Origin of the sequence: Buttiauxella sp. 3AFRM03, from assembly GCF_003675305.1 — a bacterium.
Lineage (GTDB): Bacteria > Pseudomonadota > Gammaproteobacteria > Enterobacterales > Enterobacteriaceae > Buttiauxella > Buttiauxella ferragutiae.
This window is the reverse complement of the sequence record NZ_CP033076.1, coordinates 216,924-234,231: the sequence shown is the minus strand read 5'-3', so window position 1 is coordinate 234,231 and position 17,308 is coordinate 216,924. Positions and strand designations below refer to the sequence as shown.

Annotated in this window: 13 protein-coding genes and 2 pseudogenes; 5 read left to right on the top strand and 10 right to left on the bottom strand. The window is 48.8% G+C overall.

Annotated features, from left to right (window positions below; translation table 11 throughout):
* Positions 1-2: 2 nt before the first annotated feature.
* Positions 3-203: a YnbE family lipoprotein gene (locus D8682_RS02335; protein ID WP_064546921.1), complete on the bottom strand. Its 201-nt coding sequence runs from the start codon at positions 201-203 to the stop codon at positions 3-5.
* Positions 200-2,842, bottom strand: coding sequence for a YdbH family protein (locus D8682_RS02330; protein WP_121813406.1), 2,643 nt, complete (start codon positions 2,840-2,842; stop codon positions 200-202). The genes D8682_RS02335 and D8682_RS02330 overlap by 4 nt, the downstream gene beginning before the upstream one ends.
* A gap of 222 nt (positions 2,843-3,064) precedes the next feature.
* Here D8682_RS02330 and D8682_RS02325 point away from each other — a divergent pair, with 222 nt between their 5' ends.
* Positions 3,065-4,054 carry a 2-hydroxyacid dehydrogenase gene (locus D8682_RS02325; RefSeq protein ID WP_121813405.1) on the top strand — a complete coding sequence of 330 codons (990 nt, stop codon included), beginning with the start codon at positions 3,065-3,067 and terminating at the stop codon, positions 4,052-4,054.
* Between the two features lie 326 nt (positions 4,055-4,380).
* Positions 4,381-4,806 (top strand): heat shock protein HslJ, encoded by a 426-nt coding sequence (hslJ, locus tag D8682_RS02320; RefSeq protein WP_121813404.1) that lies wholly within the window; start codon positions 4,381-4,383, stop codon positions 4,804-4,806.
* 5 nt (positions 4,807-4,811) lie between these two features.
* On the opposite strand, the gene D8682_RS02315 is transcribed toward hslJ, so the two are convergent.
* Positions 4,812-5,093: a DUF333 domain-containing protein gene (locus D8682_RS02315; RefSeq protein WP_064546958.1), complete on the bottom strand. Its 282-nt coding sequence runs from the start codon at positions 5,091-5,093 to the stop codon at positions 4,812-4,814.
* A 287-nt stretch (positions 5,094-5,380) separates the two neighbouring features.
* Between D8682_RS02315 and nifJ the strand changes: the two genes are divergently transcribed.
* On the top strand, positions 5,381-8,911 hold the full coding sequence (gene nifJ, locus D8682_RS02310) for a pyruvate:ferredoxin (flavodoxin) oxidoreductase (RefSeq protein ID WP_121813403.1): 3,531 nt from the start codon (positions 5,381-5,383) through the stop codon (positions 8,909-8,911).
* Between the two features lie 100 nt (positions 8,912-9,011).
* On the opposite strand, the gene D8682_RS02305 is transcribed toward nifJ, so the two are convergent.
* A complete protein-coding gene (locus D8682_RS02305; protein ID WP_121813402.1) occupies positions 9,012-10,073 on the bottom strand; it encodes a YncE family protein in 1,062 nt (353 codons plus the stop codon).
* 617 nt (positions 10,074-10,690) lie between these two features.
* Positions 10,691-10,963 carry a hypothetical protein gene (locus D8682_RS26645; RefSeq protein ID WP_162302974.1) on the bottom strand — a complete coding sequence of 91 codons (273 nt, stop codon included), beginning with the start codon at positions 10,961-10,963 and terminating at the stop codon, positions 10,691-10,693.
* 259 nt (positions 10,964-11,222) lie between these two features.
* On the opposite strand from D8682_RS26645, the gene D8682_RS02300 reads away from it, so the two are divergent.
* Positions 11,223-12,385, top strand: a protein-coding gene (locus D8682_RS02300) for an IS3 family transposase (protein ID WP_121813401.1) whose coding sequence is annotated in 2 segments (ribosomal slippage) — positions 11,223-11,484 and positions 11,484-12,385 — 1,164 coding nt in all. Because the reading frame shifts where the segments join, the coding sequence is not laid out codon by codon here.
* Here the strand turns inward: D8682_RS02300 and D8682_RS02295 are convergent.
* From D8682_RS02295 to D8682_RS26635, 5 genes and pseudogenes are all read right to left on the bottom strand, one after another.
* Positions 12,382-12,599: pseudogene (locus tag D8682_RS02295) on the bottom strand (RHS repeat-associated core domain-containing protein); the annotation flags it as partial. The gene D8682_RS02300 and the pseudogene D8682_RS02295 sit on opposite strands and share 4 nt — an antisense overlap.
* A 27-nt stretch (positions 12,600-12,626) precedes the next feature.
* Entirely contained in the window at positions 12,627-13,226 is a 600-nt protein-coding gene (locus D8682_RS02290) for a hypothetical protein (protein WP_064546968.1), read from the bottom strand.
* A pseudogene (locus D8682_RS02285) lies at positions 13,219-14,208 on the bottom strand (RHS repeat-associated core domain-containing protein); the annotation flags it as partial. The gene D8682_RS02290 and the pseudogene D8682_RS02285, both read right to left, overlap by 8 nt.
* Before the next feature lie 279 nt (positions 14,209-14,487).
* On the bottom strand, positions 14,488-14,841 hold the full coding sequence (locus D8682_RS02280) for a hypothetical protein (RefSeq protein WP_121813399.1): 354 nt from the start codon (positions 14,839-14,841) through the stop codon (positions 14,488-14,490).
* 78 nt (positions 14,842-14,919) lie between these two features.
* Entirely contained in the window at positions 14,920-15,489 is a 570-nt protein-coding gene (locus tag D8682_RS26635; protein WP_162302973.1) for a hypothetical protein, read from the bottom strand.
* Positions 15,490-15,580: 91 nt separating this feature from the next.
* Between D8682_RS26635 and D8682_RS02270 the strand changes: the two genes are divergently transcribed.
* Positions 15,581-16,743 (top strand): IS3 family transposase gene (locus D8682_RS02270; RefSeq protein ID WP_121813398.1). Its coding sequence is split into 2 segments (ribosomal slippage): positions 15,581-15,842 and positions 15,842-16,743, totalling 1,164 coding nucleotides; the frame shifts between segments, so codons are not numbered across the junction.
* Positions 16,744-17,308 lie beyond the last annotated feature (565 nt).

The following is a 17,308-nucleotide window of genomic DNA, read 5'->3' as shown; positions in this document are numbered from 1 at the left end:
GCTCACTCCGTGCCGAACAAATCGCTGCGGTTTTTAAGCAACGTTTCCACGTCTTTATCCACTTTAATATGAATTTCATGCTCAATTTTAACGTTCATATTAATGGTGATAGGTTCTTTGGGCGCCGCCACTTCTATGCGCGGAGTGCAACCCGTTAATGTGGCAATCCCTGTCGCCAGGAGTGAAGCGATGACGATTTTCATTGTGTTTCCTCACAAGCTTTATCGCGTGTCTGACAACGCACATCCGGTAGCGCGGTATGTTGCTCAAGCCAGGTTTGCAAATTATCCCCAAAACGCAGGCTGCGCCAAAGCGTAAAGAGGTTTTCCTGATGGCTGTAATTCAGCCGTACTGCGTTCCTTTTCCCTTCAACCTGGCTAATGCCTTGCACATTCGCCTGCAAAGTTAATACCCCAAGGTTATCTAAATTAATATGGGTCCAGGAATGAGAAATTTCCATATATCGCAACCAGTTAACAGCAACACCTGCGGCAATATTATTCTCAACAATGGCATCCGCCATGTCTTTATCCAGTCGTAATGTCAGCGGCCCTGGGTTCATCAGCCAGCCATCTTTAATTATCCATTGTGGATGATTAAGCCACAGCGGCAGAGCGCCGTTTACCCGGCCAGACATGGTGAATTGTTTGGGATTGACCGCAGTAATCAATTCACTTGAAGAGATATTTTCTAAGCGTAGCAAGGCGGCGTCCCGTTGTGGTAAACGCAACTGCTGCACACGCATTTTTCCACCCAAAATATCAACATTTACGTTACTGAGTATCAGCGGTTGTGCGTCACTCCACGGATACCAGCCTTCAAGATCCGCAGTAATATTGGTGGTAGTGAACTGGTTTTTGATTTCGGCAATGCGCAGAGTGACCGGCCCGTCCGTTCCCAACTGCCAGGTACTGTCACCAAAACGGAATGGCAGCACAAAATCAACGCCATTAATCTGGTTATCCGGCATCCAGACGCTGCCATTTTTAACTACGCCATGCCCACCTGCTTCAAATCCCTGACCCGGTGCCGCGGAAAAAGCGATCTGTGAATACAACGTGCCGTCCTTTAAGACCATTTTCCAGTCATCTGGGATCAGCGGCTGGAATACGGTCAGGACTTGTTGCGGCCACCAGGCATTTCCGCGCAGGCGTTCCCCATCCCAACGACCATTGACCCGTACCGGACCTATATCTCCGGCATGCAGGTCTCCTTTATATTGGAACGATGATGGGTCAACGCCGCTGACGCTGAAGGTTAATGCCGACGGAGGCAACGTGCTTCCACCACTGAAGGTAGTTTTCCCGGCATTTAACGTGAACGCACCATCAAATGAGGGTGCGGTTTCATCTCGTTGCCAGTGCAACGGTTTGTCGAGTTTCAGGCGCGGCTCGCTAACAAGCATTGAGCCATACTCAAGTTTGTCAAAACCGGTCGATAGCGACGTTAACTCAATCACACTATCGCGCCATTCCCCATAGCCACGCACATCCCAGCGCGCCTGCATCGGTGTGAATTCGCCATTACCCCAATATTTCCAGCGCCACAAACCTGCATCCGGTAAAAAGTTGTCGGCTTTGCCATCAAGATGTAGCACGAAGTTACCCGTCTCATTCTCATGCGCACGTACGATCGCCTGCAAACGCCCGTCAACACCTTGTTGCGAGACGCTAACGCCCGCCAAAGGCCAGCGAATTTCATCGACATCAATAGAGTCGATAACTCGCCCGCGTGAACGCAACAGCGCGCCAGGCCGGAACAGGAGTTTAGGGTCAGCAATCGCCCCGCTAATTTCCCCCGGCAACACCGCATAAAACACCATTCCATTCTGTTTGGCTTCACCGGTTAACTGCACCGGCAATGCACTGTCTTCCAGACTCAGTTTACCTGGGCCAATATTGAGCACCGCGTTGGCTTTACCCGCCAGCCCCTGGGTAACGACATTCATCCGGCCACTGACGACAGCGTTTTCGAACCCTTGTTTCCAGTTATCCACCCGTAGCGCAATGCCTCCGCGCAATGGAACACCGGTATATGGCCAGAACCACTGTCCGCCGTTTACTTCAAAAATTTTATCGCTGACAGTCCAGGGCAGTGTAACCAAAGGTTCAGTCGCACCTGGTTTTGTCACGGTTAAAGCCCCTTCTTCGGCCTTCCAGCCCAGCGCGACATCAACCAGCTCAGGTTCTTGTGGAATACGCAGTTTTGTCTCGAGATGACCTTCTTCCGGCAAGCTGTCGGTAAGCGGTGGTAACGTTATTTGGCCAGCCAATTCAAGCGGCTCCATCCCCGCTATCGCCTGAACCTTTAACTTTTGTAACTCTAATAGCGGGCCGTTCAGTTGCGCATCTACACTTAAGGAAGCGCCAGCATAATGAATAGATTGCTGCTGCGGTGAGAGAGTCAGGCGTAAGGCGCCAGAGAACTGTTGAAACGGGGTAATGTTGACCTTATCTATAGTGATAAGGCTTTCGGGAAGCAATGATTGCCATTCGGCAAGCGAACGCGGTGCTGCCGGTCCCGACTGGTCGAGTGGTATTTTACTCAGGCAATCGACATTAAGATTGAGCGTATCAAGGTGGATGCGCCAGCGCTGCGGATGGCTCAAGGAGGCGTCTTTAATTGTCGCCAGTACGCAGTCCCCGGCAAGGTAACGCAAATCAGGAACAATAATTGCGCCACGTTTAAATTTTGGGCTGGCCTCCAGGGCGATGCGAGTCCCTTGCGGCAGCCAGATTCCGGCAAGCGTGGGCAGCCAATTAGCGATAGTCATCGTGAGCGTTAGCAACAGTAAGATGATAACCAGCAGCAACGCAATAATGGCTTTATATTTACCCTTCATGGGCGATTAAGATCCTGATTAAGCGACAATTTTGTACCCGGCGATTCGGTAAATACGATGATTCTTACATGATTCAGCCCGGGCGTGAAGGTCAAGCCTGGTTTAAGCGTAGCTAACCTTGAGTTAGCAGCAGAATTTCGTGCCTAAAAATATAGTTTAAAATTTGTATGATTATTTTAAGCATGGTAATTTTACAGCAATATCATTCTGGAGATAAGTCTCATGAAACTGGCAGTTTATAGCACAAAACAGTACGATAAAAAGTATCTGGAGCAGGTTAACACTGAATATGGCTTTGAACTTGAATTTTATGACTTCCTACTAACCGAAAAGACAGCCAAAACTGCTCTTGGTTGTGACGGTGTCTGTATCTTCGTGAACGACGATGCCAGCCGCCCGGTGCTGGAAGAGCTCAAAAAGCAGGGTGTGAAATTTATCGCGCTGCGTTGTGCCGGTTTTAACAACGTCGATCTCGACGCGGCTAAAGAACTCGGTTTGCCTGTGGTACGCGTGCCAGCCTACTCTCCAGAAGCGGTCGCTGAACATGCGGTCGGTATGATGATGTGCCTGAACCGCCGTATCCACCGCGCTTATCAACGTACCCGTGATGCGAACTTTTCTCTAGAAGGACTGACCGGCTTCACTATGTTCGGCAAAACGGCGGGGGTGATTGGTACCGGTAAGATTGGCCTTGCCGCGCTGAAAATATTGAAAGGCTTTGGTATGCGCCTGCTGGCGTTTGATCCGTATCCAAGTGCGGCAGCTCTTGAGTTGGGCGTGGAATATGTCGATTTGCCAACCCTGTTTGCGCAGTCTGACGTTATCTCTCTGCACTGCCCAATGACACCAGAAAACTACCATTTGCTAAACCGTGCATCGTTTGAACAGATGAAAAACGGCGTAATGGTGATCAACACCAGTCGTGGTGGTTTGATTGATTCGCAGGCGGCTATCGATGCCCTTAAAAATCAGAAAATTGGTGCGTTAGGGATGGATGTGTATGAGAACGAGCGCGATTTGTTCTTTGAAGACAAATCTAACGATGTGATTCAGGACGATTTGTTCCGTCGCCTGTCAGCCTGCCATAACGTGCTGTTTACCGGCCACCAGGCATTCCTGACGGCAGAAGCATTAACCAGTATTTCCGAAACAACTCTGGAAAACCTGCGTCAGTTAGAAAACGGCGAGCCTTGTGTTAATCAGGTGAACTAAGTTTTAGTATTAATGCCCTCACCCTGGCAATTTTGTCAGGGTAAGATCTGTTAGCCTCGCAGGTTTTCCGTTCACCGGTTCCGTGGCGACATCAATACACTTTCGCCTGGTGAACGGAACCGTCTCCGAATCGGCAGGAACCGTCTCTCAAAGATGTGTATAAGAGACAGCTCCCTCAGGAGAGGGAATAAAACCGTTTACCCCTTCTCCCTCAGGGAGGAGGCCGGAATGAGGGTGGCTTTAAGAATATCCTTATAAAAATAAGATGTGATTTTGATATAGTCGCATCCAACTCATTGATGAACAGAATAACTTAAGGACAAGAAATGAAAAAACTAGCTTCATTAGCTCTGGCTGCGATGGTATTGGCAGGTTGTGCGCAATCTGGCGATAAATCCACTGTGACGGCGCAAGACCTGCAACATCACCGTTATGTGCTACAAACCGTAGACGGCAAACCGCTGACCGGCGTGCAACGCATGCCAGAACTGAGTTTCGGTGAAAAGATGCATATCTCGGGTGCGATGTGTAACCGCTTTATGGGCCAGGCCACACTTGAAGACAATACGCTGAAAGCGAAAGGTCTGGGAATGACCATGATGATGTGTGCTGAGCCACAGCTAAACGAGCTTGATCACATGATTAACGACATGCTGACCAGCGGCGCAAAAGTCGCTTTAGCGCCACAACAGCTCACGCTCAAAACCAGCCAGCATACTTTAGTTTATAAACTGGCCGATCTGGTCAACTGATTCGACTAATAAGCCCCACACGTTCCGGCGGCAAGCGCGTTTTCACTACAGCGTTTGCCGTTCGGCATTGCGCACATCCCGATTGCCGTTCCATCTAGCTGACGAGCAACGCTCAGCGAACCACCAATCATTGCACAACTTGCTTGCCCCTGGCTGGACATCGCTGCGCGCATACCCGGCGGTACGTGAGCCGCGGTGGCTTGTTGAGGTGGTTCACTACTGCATGCCGACAACAATGAGGTTGATAATAACAGCGCGGCACAACCGGCTAAAAACGCAGCTCGCATGACTCTTCTCTCCTGAATGTTGCAAAACCTAAGAAGCATAAGGCTGCCGCTGTGTTCCGTCGAGGCCACAAAGCCATAAAAAGTGTGTGATTTTGCAAAGTAGATCACTTAATTGCGCAAAACACCGCCATCTATCCTTTTCACGACCTCAATCAAAGCTCAACACAGGACACAAAAGCGAAAATCACCTTCTGTGGGGTTTGCTAGAATTAAATGATTATTCTTCGACTCGCGCAGGCATGCGGGTCTATTCATGTTTATTTTGTTGCGCAATGTAAGGGTGTCCCATGATCACAATTGACGGCAATGGTGCAGTCGCTTCTGTGGCGTTTCGCGCCAGTGAAGTAATTGCCATCTACCCGATAACTCCCAGCTCAACTATGGCGGAACTTGCTGATGCCTGGTCTGGAGATGGCAGGAAAAACATCTGGGGAGATATCCCTCGCGTGGTAGAAATGCAGTCCGAAGCGGGAGCGATTGCCGCGGTTCACGGCGCGCTGCAAACAGGTGCCCTTTCCACCTCATTTACTTCATCGCAGGGTTTACTGCTGATGATCCCGACACTCTACAAACTGGCCGGACAATTAACGCCGTTTGTACTGCATGTGGCGGCCCGCACCATTGCAACCCATGCGCTGTCTATCTTTGGCGATCACTCGGATGTGATGGCGATTCGCCAGACCGGTTGCGCGATGTTATGTGCCAGCAGCGTGCAAGAAGCGCAAGACTTCGCATTGATTTCGCATATCGCCACACTGAAAAGCCGGGTGCCTTTTATTCATTTCTTCGATGGTTTCCGCACCTCGCATGAAATCAACAAAATCGTCCCGCTGGCTGACAGCACCATCCTGGAACTGCTGCCGCAAAAAGAGATTGATGAACACCGCGCCCGTGCGCTCAATCCTGAACATCCGGTTATCCGTGGGACCTCCGCCAACCCGGACACTTATTTCCAGTCCCGCGAAGCCAGTAATTTGTGGTACGACGCGGTTTACCAACACGTCGAACAAGCGATGGACAGCTTTGCCGCCGCCACGGGTCGCCAGTATCGCCCGTTTGAATATTACGGCCACCCGCAAGCCGAACGCGTCATTATCCTGATGGGTTCAGCTATTGGCACCTGCGAGGAAGTGGTTGATGAACTGCTGACGCGCGGCGAAAAAGTGGGTGTGCTGAAAGTTCGCCTGTTCCGCCCCTTCTCCGCCGACCATTTGCTGGAAGTATTGCCAGAAAGCGCACGCCAGATTGCAGTGCTCGACCGCACCAAAGAACCCGGCGCACTGGCCGAACCGCTGTATCTTGACGTGATGACTTCCCTTGCCGAAGCCTTTAACCGTGGCGAGCGTGAAACGCTGCCTCGCGTGATTGGCGGGCGTTACGGCCTTTCGTCCAAAGAGTTTGGCCCGGATTGCGTGCTAGCGGTATTTAACGAACTGACCCAAGCCAAACCGCGCCCACGCTTTACGGTCGGTATTTACGACGATGTCACCAATTTGTCGTTACCGTTGCCGGAAAACACCCTGCCGAACCGTGCCAAACTTGAAGCGCTGTTTTACGGGCTGGGCAGCGACGGCAGCGTGTCAGCTACCAAAAACAATATCAAAATCATCGGTAACTCGACGCCGTTCTTCACCCAGGGTTATTTCGTCTATGACTCGAAAAAAGCAGGCGGCCTGACCGTTTCTCACCTGCGCGTCAGCGAGCAGCCGATTAACTCGACCTACCTGATTGATAAAGCAGATTTTGTTGGCTGCCACCAGTTGCAGTTTATCGACAAATATCAGATGACCGAGCGCCTGAAACCGGGTGGTATTTTCCTGCTCAACACACCGTATGGCGCGGACGAAGTGTGGCATCGCCTGCCGCAAGAAGTGCAGGCTGTCCTGAACCAGAAAAAAGCGCGCTTCTTTGTGGTCAATGCGGCAAAAATCGCCCGTGAATGCCAGCTTGGCGCGCGTATCAACACCGTCATGCAGATGGCATTCTTCCATCTGACCAATATCCTGCCTGGCGACAGCGCACTGGCAGAACTGCAAGGTGCCATTGCCAAAAGCTACAGCAGCAAAGGCCAGGAACTGGTGGAACGTAACTGGCAGGCATTAGCCCTGGCGCGTGAATCGCTGGCTGAAGTAACATTGCAGGAAGTGAACGAAAGCAGCCCAATGCGCCCACCAGTGGTTTCCGATGCGGCACCTGATTTCGTCAAAACCGTCACCGCCGCGATGCTTGCAGGACTCGGCGACGCGCTACCTGTTTCCGCGCTGCCGCCAGACGGCACCTGGCCGATGGGCACCACGCAGTGGGAAAAACGCAACATCGCCGAAGAAATCCCCATCTGGAAGCCAGATATTTGTACCCAGTGTAACCACTGCGTTGCCGCCTGCCCGCATTCGGCCATTCGTGCCAAAGTGGTGCAACCTGAAGCGATGGAAAACGCCCCTGCCGGATTGCAATCGCTGGATGTGAAATCCCGCGATATGCGTGGGCAGAAATACGTATTGCAGGTAGCACCTGAAGATTGCACCGGCTGTAACTTGTGCGTCGAAGTTTGTCCGGCGAAAGACCGCCAGAACCCGGAAATCAAGGCCATCAATATGATGTCGCGCCTTGAGCACGTTGAAGAAGAAAAAGAGAATTACGACTTCTTCCTCAGTCTGCCGGAAATGGATCGCACCAGCCTCGAGCGCATCGATATCCGTACTTCACAGCTGCTTCAACCGCTGTTTGAATACTCCGGCGCGTGTTCCGGCTGCGGTGAAACGCCGTATATCAAACTGCTCACCCAACTGTATGGCGACCGCATGTTGATTGCCAACGCCACCGGTTGTTCATCGATTTATGGCGGTAACTTGCCGTCTACACCGTACACCACCGATGCCAACGGGCGCGGCCCGGCCTGGGCGAACTCGCTGTTTGAAGACAACGCCGAATTTGGGCTCGGTTTCCGCCTGACAGTCGATCAACATCGCGCCCGCGTGATGCGTCTGGTTGGTAAGTTCGCTGACCAACTGCCCGCCGAACTCAACGAACAACTGCATGCTCAAGCCACGCCAGAAGTGCGCCGCGAGCAGGTTATTGAACTGCGCAAACATCTGGCGAATATCGACGACCCGGACGCGCGCCAGTTAATCACCGACGCTGACGCCATGGTTGAAAAATCTATCTGGCTGATTGGTGGTGACGGCTGGGCGTATGACATCGGTTTTGGCGGCCTGGATCATGTGTTAAGCCTGACCGAAAACGTCAATATTCTGGTGCTGGATACCCAGTGCTACTCCAACACTGGCGGCCAGGCATCGAAAGCGACACCGCTGGGTGCAGTCACTAAGTTTGGCGAACACGGCAAGCGTAAAGCGCGTAAAGATCTCGGCGTTAGCATGATGATGTACGGGCATGTTTATGTGGCGCAGATTTCACTCGGCGCACAACTTAACCAAACCGTGAAAGCGATTCAGGAAGCCGAATCTTATCCCGGCCCGTCGCTGATAATCGCCTACAGCCCTTGCGAAGAACACGGCTACGATTTGGCACTCAGCCATGATCAAATGCGCCAGCTCACCGCAACGGGTTTTTGGCCACTTTATCGCTATGATCCGCGTCGTGCCGACGAAGGTAAATTGCCGCTGGCGCTGGATTCGCGTCCGCCGTCTGATGCGCTGGCCGATACGCTAATGAAAGAACAGCGCTTCCGCCGCCTGAACGCGCAGCAGCCAGAAGTTGCCGAACAGCTTTGGAAAGATGCCGCTGCAGATTTGCAAAAAAGCTACGATTTCCTGGCGCAAATGGCAGGCAAAGCGGAGAAAGCGGACAGCGAGTGAGTCCGTGAAAATGTCGGATGTCGCTGCGCTAATCCGACCTACGATTTTGGCTTTGTAGGGTGGATAAGCGATTAGCGTCATCCACCATTTTCATCACAGCTTAGTTAAAACTAATACGTAAAATATCATCCGGGCTGGTCGGCTCTTTTTCGCGGCTGCCCGGCTGCTTCACGCTAACAAACAACTGTTGCCCATCCGGCGAAAGTGCAAGGCTGTTTGGCAGGGCTGGCGTGTCGATAGTCTCCAGCACTTTGTAGCTTTTCGCATCAATCACGCTGACTTTACCGGCTTTGCGATGCGTCACGTAGACTTCGTTGCGCGTCGGGTTGAACAACACATCCAGACCCAGCGGCACATCCACTTTGTTCAGCACTTTGCTGGTTTTGGTATCCACAACCAACAATTGCGGGGATTTTGAATCGCTGATAAACGCACGGTTGTTTGCCTTATCCAGCGCAATATTCAGATAGAAATGCTCACCTTCGGTTTCCAGCTTAGTCCGCGAGACCACTTTGTCCGTTTTGCTGTCGATAACGATAAATTCGTTGTCGGCGTTGGTCATGTAAATGCGCGATGCTTTCGCATCAATCGCCAGCCCCGTCGCCATTTTGCCGAGATCTTTAATCGTATCGCGCAACTCAAGCGTCGCCCCATCAATCACCCACAACACGCTGGACTCCCCCAACCCGCCCATATACAGCGTGTTGGTAGCCTCGTTGACCACTAACTGGCGTGGAGCCAGCGGGCGCACCGTTTCGCTACGTTTGGTTTCATCAACCACCAATGACTTAATCACATCCCCTGTTTTGCTGTTGATGGCGGTCACCGCGCTGCTGGTGGTGTTACCCAGGAACAAGGTGCCGGTGGTTTTATTAAGCGCCACACCAAACGGCTTCAGGTTGTTATGAATCGCCTGCGTCACTTCGAGGGTTGCCGGGTCAAGACGATAAACCACCCCGCCTTTATCCAGTTTGCGGCTTTGCGAAGTGGCAACGTACAAGGCCGATTGATCCGCACTATAGGCCATTTCATACGCGCCTTTACCGACCGGTTTTCTTTCAACGGTAAACGAGGTATCAGCAAATAATGAAGTGGAAAACAGCAGGCTGGAAAGCATTAATGCAGGCAGTACGCGTAAACGAGTTTGTGGTAAAGCAGACATGAATATCCTTATCAATAGTAAGTAAAAAGCTATAACTAACAGGATATTAGCTATAGCTCAAAGCACTGTTGATAATTATTATCATTTCCGCCAACAAAAGTAAATGATTCTCATTTAAATGGAATGACACAAGGGTTAATCAACTTAATTAACCACCATCACAAGGCAACCTTTGCCAGGAACGACAAACCAAAGAATCGGCAAAATCATTAAATACTGCTGCCCCACGGGTTCAGTTCTGCCCGCCAGTCAGTGCCGTCCTAAGCATTTATCAGTACGACTTACCTGCGATCATGACCATTTTTCGATCCATTTCTTTTAATTATTGAAAGCTATGACCCATAAGTATTTACAATAATAAACCCGATCAAAAAAAATATCATAAACGAGGTGAGGGTTCCGTAAGCAACACTACAAATAAAACCTTCCTTTTTTATTGTGTATAAAATGCAATAGACCCCCCCCTCCACCACCAATAATACTCAATGCAAAAAATAATTTAACATAGAAAAAATAACACCCCTTACCATATAAGCTAATGAATTCCGTATAGATAATAACAGAAACTATGCTAACACCAGCGCCGATTAACAAACTCAAAAATATATTTTTCATAATCAATATGAATACCCATATATACCTGGTTTCGGTGGAAACGGTGACGCTCCCCAACGGCCATTAGTACAAATAGACATTGCTTCCAATAATAATTTATTTGTTTCTTGCTTACAATTCCTTGCAATGAATAAATTTATATGTTCACTTTCTTTCTTATTTAATTCATTATATACCTGTTCCACACAATAATTTTCGGCCAGTGTTGGCTTGGCCAAATCATTATCCAATGCTTCTCTGGCTGTTTTTATATCGATGGTTGATCTAAATTCCACCCTTTTAAATTTTCATCATTCCCCCAACTATACGTATGCAATATATTCCCTGACCATCTGTCGTTACTGTAAACGTATGTGTAAGTGGATTCCAACGAGATCTAGCCTCATCACCAAGAGCTGCTAGATCTCTACTAACGATATACGACTGAGCGGTTTTAGTTAATCCCAATGGATCTATATACTTAGTAGGATGATCCTACCCGCGAATAGTGGACACGAGACTAAGTGAGTAAACTCTCAACCAGAGGTGACTCACATGACAAAAACAGTATCAACCAGCAAAAAGCCCCGTAAACAGCATTCCCCTGAATTTCGCAGTGAAGCCCTGAAACTCGCTGAACGCATCGGTGTTGCTGCCGCTGCCCGTGAACTCAGCCTGTATGAATCGCAACTTTATAACTGGCGCAGTAAACAGCAGCAACAGCTCTCATCCTCTGAGCGTGAAAATGAACTCGCTGCTGAAAATGCTCGTCTCAAACGCCAGCTGGCGGAACGGGACGAGGAGCTGGCCATTCTCCAAAAGGCCGCGACATACTTCGCGAAGCGCCTGAAATGAAGTATGTCTTTATTGAAAAACATCAGGCTGAGTTCAGCATCAAAGCCATGTGTCGCGTCCTCCGGGTGGCCCGCAGCGGCTGGTATGCGTGGGCTCAGCGGCGTGCGAGGCTAAACTCACGCCAGCAGTTCCGTCTGAGTTGTGACAGCGCCGTGCACGAGGCTTTTCACCGGGCAAAACAGCGCTACGGCGCACCGCGCCTGACCGATGAACTGCATGCTCAGGGTTACCGCTTCAGCGTGAAAACCGTGGCAGCCAGCCTGCGTCGTCAGGGGCTTCGGGCGAAAGCGTCACGGAAGTTCAGCCCGGTCAGTTACCGCGAGCATGACCTGCCGGTGTCGGAGAACCTGCTGAAGCAGGATTTTTACGCCAGCGGTCCAAACCAGAAATGGTCGGGTGACATCACCTACTTACGTACTGATGAAGGCTGGCTATATCTGGCTGTCGTCATCGATCTGTGGTCACGTGCTGTTATCGGCTGGTCAATGTCATCGCGGATGACGGCACAGCTGGCCTGCGATGCGCTACAGATGGCGTTGTGGCGACGTAAGCACCCGGAAAATGTCATCGTTCACACCGACCGTGGTGGGCAGTACTGCTCAGCGGATTATCAGGCGCTACTGAAGCGGCATAACCTGCGCGGTAGCATGAGTGCAAAGGGTTGTTGTTACGATAATGCCTGTGCAGAAAGCTTCTTCCACTCACTGAAAGTCGAATGTATCCACGGTGAACGCTTTATCAGCCGGGAAATGATGCGGACGACGGTGTTTAATTATATCGAGTGTGATTACAATCGGTGGCGTCGCCACAGTGCCTGTGGCGGACTCAGCCCGGAACAATTTGAAAATCTGAATCTCGCTTAGGGCCGTGTCTGCATTACGTGGGTAGGATCAGGATTCAGTGGATCTGTATACCCATTCCACCCACCCGCCAGCCCAATCGGATCCTGGGTAATATATCGCCCCTGTTGCGGGTCATAATAACGATGGCGGTTGTAATATAACCCCGTCTCCTCATCAGCCTGTTGGTCCGGCAGACGGATCAACTCGGGTTCTCCTCCGCCAGCTGGTTGCCCCATTACGCCAGTCATTCTCCCGCTTAATCTCACACTTCAACCTGTACAATATCAACTGAGTATTCTATATTCCTCAACATTAGATCTCCGCTATTTATTGTATAAAAATTAAAGTAAATATTCTCACTTCGCTCTGAAGAGTACATGGAAATACAAAAAACCCTGTATTCCATTCTCCTCATATTTATCCCTGTCACTGTAACACTTATAGACTGAATGTTTAATTCTCTCAACTCTCTATCATGAACTTGTCTTTTTTTAATTTCTTTCAAGGTGTCAGGAATAGATTTTTCATCCATACTCCTTGTAACACACATTCCTTTATCACAATCCATATTATTGTATTCATGTTTAAATTCATTAATCACCCCCTTAACCTTTCTCTTATCAAAATAAAATGTCACAGAACTATAAAGAATTGCAAAAAAACCGCTTATGAAAATTAATTTTAAAACCTTTAGTGTATACCCGCCATCATAATGCCCCCGCGCCCCATTAAAGTAATAGATTGCGCCAATTACCACAATAATAGCAAGGAAAGCTGACAAAGCAGATATCAATATGTATGAGGCCATGGAAATATTTTCATTGAAATTATTACAGCGTTTAAAAAAATAAATTTTAATCATTGTCATTATCCTTTTTCATTGAACTCCCCACATTATCACTGGTGCCTTCAGAAATTAATCCTGTCGCATAATCACCAATAACATTTGACAACAAAGGTATTTTCCCCAGAAGACCACTTACGAATGATCCAGTCCCTGCACCGACAGCGCCACCGTTACTCCCAGTATTCAAATAAGCAATCCCTGAGGCGATCAATGTATTGGCACCAAGTGAACGTCCAGAATAGAAAACGCCGGTCAATGCAGCGGCGAAAGCATCAGAAGGATTTACCTCTCCATATTCAACCAATTGATATGTTACATTTGCAGAACAAAAAATGGTGCTACTCTTTAAAATATTCACTAAAGATGCCGCTGGCCCATATATAGCTGTCAACCCAATAATTGGCGTATTAATTGCCCATGCTTTTGCATATTCAGAACCTGGAGTCCACGCTCCTTCAGTGGATGCCATATTGCTTAATGCTCTAACCGATTCATCAGATGATAAACGGGGTCCTGCAGACTCCGCGGCTTCGCCATAGTCAACTCCACCTACAGTTCCCAATGAAAAAAAGGTTCCCCAATTATCACTAAGACCTAATGGGTCACTTTGCTGTACTGGATTCGATGTATAGCAATATAAATTCCACCCACCATTCAACCCAATAGGATCCTGGGTAATATACCGCCCCTGTTGCGGGTCATAATAACGGTGGCGGTTGTAATACAATCCCGTCTCTTCATCAGCCTGCTGACCCGGCAGACGAATGAGCTGTTGCAGATGATACGGGTTCTCCTCCGCCAGCTGATTGCCCCATTCATCGTATTCTGCCTGCCAGGCTATCGCTCCGGTTTCATCAATCAGCGGCAGTCCCCGGTGGTCGCAGTGGTAAAGATGGATTTTTCTTTCCGGCGTGTGTTCCGGCTCCAGCTGCTTTTCCATCTGCTCCACGCTCAGCCCGCACTGCGTCAGCCACTGGCGGCTCTGGTCACTGAGCTGGCCACTGCATCAGCACCCAGCCCCGCGTCCTGCTGCAGTTTCTCCGCCAGCGTACGGCTTTTTCCAGCGCGGCTGTTGCCGTCATGTCGCCCACCGTGCCGCGGGTTTACCGGTCATACATAAATCCTTTTGTTTACATGAACTGAAAAATACTCTCTGCAGCGGGCCGTATTTTCTGATTCAGCTTATCTCTATTTGTCATCAGTTAAACATTGTCAATTGATCATGTATTTTCATTAGAACATGGTAAATTCACATATGTTATCAATGCTATGAAATCTATTTACCACTCCTCACTTGAGTATTAGAATATTCTACTTTAATTATTTTATAACTATCATTTTCTTTTTTCAGAACAAATAATTCATTTACGGTATATTTTTTATAGTTAGAATAATAAAATAATTCTATTTTTTCACCACCAATAAACCCTGTGATTACGTTAGTTTTTTTTAATTCACTATTCTGATAACCCCCAAATATATCATACACATTGCTCATAAATGGAATGCCATTATCCCTATTCATAGATTCTTTAAACTCTTTAGACAAAATTGCATCATAAATAACATCAAATTCTTTTTCATTGTATTTAACATGAAATTCTTGCACTTTCTCTTTAGCAATATTCACATTAGTATCATTACACCCTACTAAAGGCAGAAAAAAACAAAGCAATACAATATCTTTCTATTAATCATAATATTTATCTCAATTAACTATACAGCGAGTATATTGTTGGCAAGTTATACCACCTGAGAATGTTCCCCCTCCCACCCCAGCAGCAAGGGTAGCAGAAAGATTTATAGGACCATTACTGCCATTTATTTCAACCAAGCCAGTCGCAGAACCATTAATAATAAAGCCAACATCGGTCGTTGCCCCGGAAAGAATAGTCATGCCACTGCTGGGAGGTGCATTACTGATAGTACCTGATAGAGAAATAGCACCCTCAGCACCGCCCCCAACTCCCTGACATGCCATAAGATACGAACATAAATCCAATCCTTTATCGCCATTTCCGGTAAGAACTCCACCAGAAAAACTTCCACCAAATACTCCATAACCAGATACGCCGGCATCAGCACTAACTGAAAATAGTAATGGTGAATATGTTGGTCCATTTGCCGCATCTATTGTTGCCGATGCTTCTTCGTATGACATATAGCCTTCGGAAGCAGCATTCACTGCTGAACCAGCCTCCTTACCAAATGCACCACTAAATGTAATCAGCCCTAATGGATCTACTCCCTTAACTGGATCCAGCGGATATGCATACAAATTCCACCCACCCCTCAACCCAACATTGATCCTACCCGCGAATAGTGGACACGAGACTAAGTGAGTAAACTCTCAACCAGAGGTGACTCACATGACAAGAACAGTATCAACCAGCAAAAAGCCCCGTAAACAGCATTCCCCTGAATTTCGCAGTGAAGCCCTGAAACTCGCTGAACGCATCGGTGTTGCTGCCGCTGCCCGTGAACTCAGCCTGTATGAATCGCAACTTTATAACTGGCGCAGTAAACAGCAGCAACAGCTCTCATCCTCTGAGCGTGAAAATGAACTCGCTGCTGAAAATGCTCGTCTCAAACGCCAGCTGGCGGAACGGGACGAGGAGCTGGCCATTCTCCAAAAGGCCGCGACATACTTCGCGAAGCGCCTGAAATGAAGTATGTCTTTATTGAAAAACATCAGGCTGAGTTCAGCATCAAAGCCATGTGTCGCGTCCTCCGGGTGGCCCGCAGCGGCTGGTATGCGTGGGCTCAGCGGCGTGCGAGGCTAAACTCACGCCAGCAGTTCCGTCTGAGTTGTGACAGCGCCGTGCACGAGGCTTTTCACCGGGCAAAACAGCGCTACGGCGCACCGCGCCTGACCGATGAACTGCATGCTCAGGGTTACCGCTTCAGCGTGAAAACCGTGGCAGCCAGCCTGCGTCGTCAGGGGCTTCGGGCGAAAGCGTCACGGAAGTTCAGCCCGGTCAGTTACCGCGAGCATGACCTGCCGGTGTCGGAGAACCTGCTGAAGCAGGATTTTTACGCCAGCGGTCCAAACCAGAAATGGTCGGGTGACATCACCTACTTACGTACTGATGAAGGCTGGCTATATCTGGCTGTCGTCATCGATCTGTGGTCACGTGCTGTTATCGGCTGGTCAATGTCATCGCGGATGACGGCACAGCTGGCCTGCGATGCGCTACAGATGGCGTTGTGGCGACGTAAGCACCCGGAAAATGTCATCGTTCACACCGACCGTGGTGGGCAGTACTGCTCAGCGGATTATCAGGCGCTACTGAAGCGGCATAACCTGCGCGGTAGCATGAGTGCAAAGGGTTGTTGTTACGATAATGCCTGTGCAGAAAGCTTCTTCCACTCACTGAAAGTCGAATGTATCCACGGTGAACGCTTTATCAGCCGGGAAATGATGCGGACGACGGTGTTTAATTATATCGAGTGTGATTACAATCGGTGGCGTCGCCACAGTGCCTGTGGCGGACTCAGCCCGGAACAATTTGAAAATCTGAATCTCGCTTAGGGCCGTGTCTGCATTACGTGGGTAGGATCACATATCCTTCCGTACAAAATACTCTCCAGACCTTTTAAGTTACACTAACACCTCTGCATTGATGGTTATTTATTATGTTGCGTTGGGAACACACATCCTTTCCCTTCGGCCCAAAAACTGATACCGATCATAATTATCCCGAGCAAAGCACCTCCGTACATGCAAATTAGCATCAAGAAAGAAAACATCTTATCTTCAAATTTAAATACCCGAGCATACATTTCAAACATACCAGTGATTGTATTAAAATCTATGTTTTTCCTCTTGCAAAAATTCATTCCTGAAAAGACGGCAATTAAAGCCAATGAAAATATAATAAAGAACACAATAATTCTGGCAATTCTAATTTCTTCACACATATTTACCCTACCTAGAAAAATGGTACAGATACATTAGGATTGTATGGGATTTTAAGTTCTGGGCCAGCCCCAGGCCCAGCACCAATGTATACTTCTGGCCATGTTGATGTCTGCATTATCTCAATACTTGCAATTCCGAATCCAATAGAAAAGCCAGCAGCTGCTTTTAAATCCTT

Excerpts from the sequence above, each read along its gene's own strand:
- D8682_RS02335 (WP_064546921.1), bottom strand. The coding sequence starts at position 203 with ATGAAAATCGTCATCGCTTCACTCCTGGCGACAGGGATTGCCACATTA.
- D8682_RS02330 (WP_121813406.1), bottom strand. The coding sequence starts at position 2,842 with ATGAAGGGTAAATATAAAGCCATTATTGCGTTGCTGCTGGTTATCATC.
- D8682_RS02325 (WP_121813405.1), top strand. The coding sequence starts at position 3,065 with ATGAAACTGGCAGTTTATAGCACAAAACAGTACGATAAAAAGTATCTG.
- hslJ (WP_121813404.1), top strand. The coding sequence starts at position 4,381 with ATGAAAAAACTAGCTTCATTAGCTCTGGCTGCGATGGTATTGGCAGGT.
- D8682_RS02315 (WP_064546958.1), bottom strand. The coding sequence starts at position 5,093 with ATGCGAGCTGCGTTTTTAGCCGGTTGTGCCGCGCTGTTATTATCAACC.
- nifJ (WP_121813403.1), top strand. The coding sequence starts at position 5,381 with ATGATCACAATTGACGGCAATGGTGCAGTCGCTTCTGTGGCGTTTCGC.
- D8682_RS02305 (WP_121813402.1), bottom strand. The coding sequence starts at position 10,073 with ATGTCTGCTTTACCACAAACTCGTTTACGCGTACTGCCTGCATTAATG.
- D8682_RS02290 (WP_064546968.1), bottom strand. The coding sequence starts at position 13,226 with ATGATTAAAATTTATTTTTTTAAACGCTGTAATAATTTCAATGAAAAT.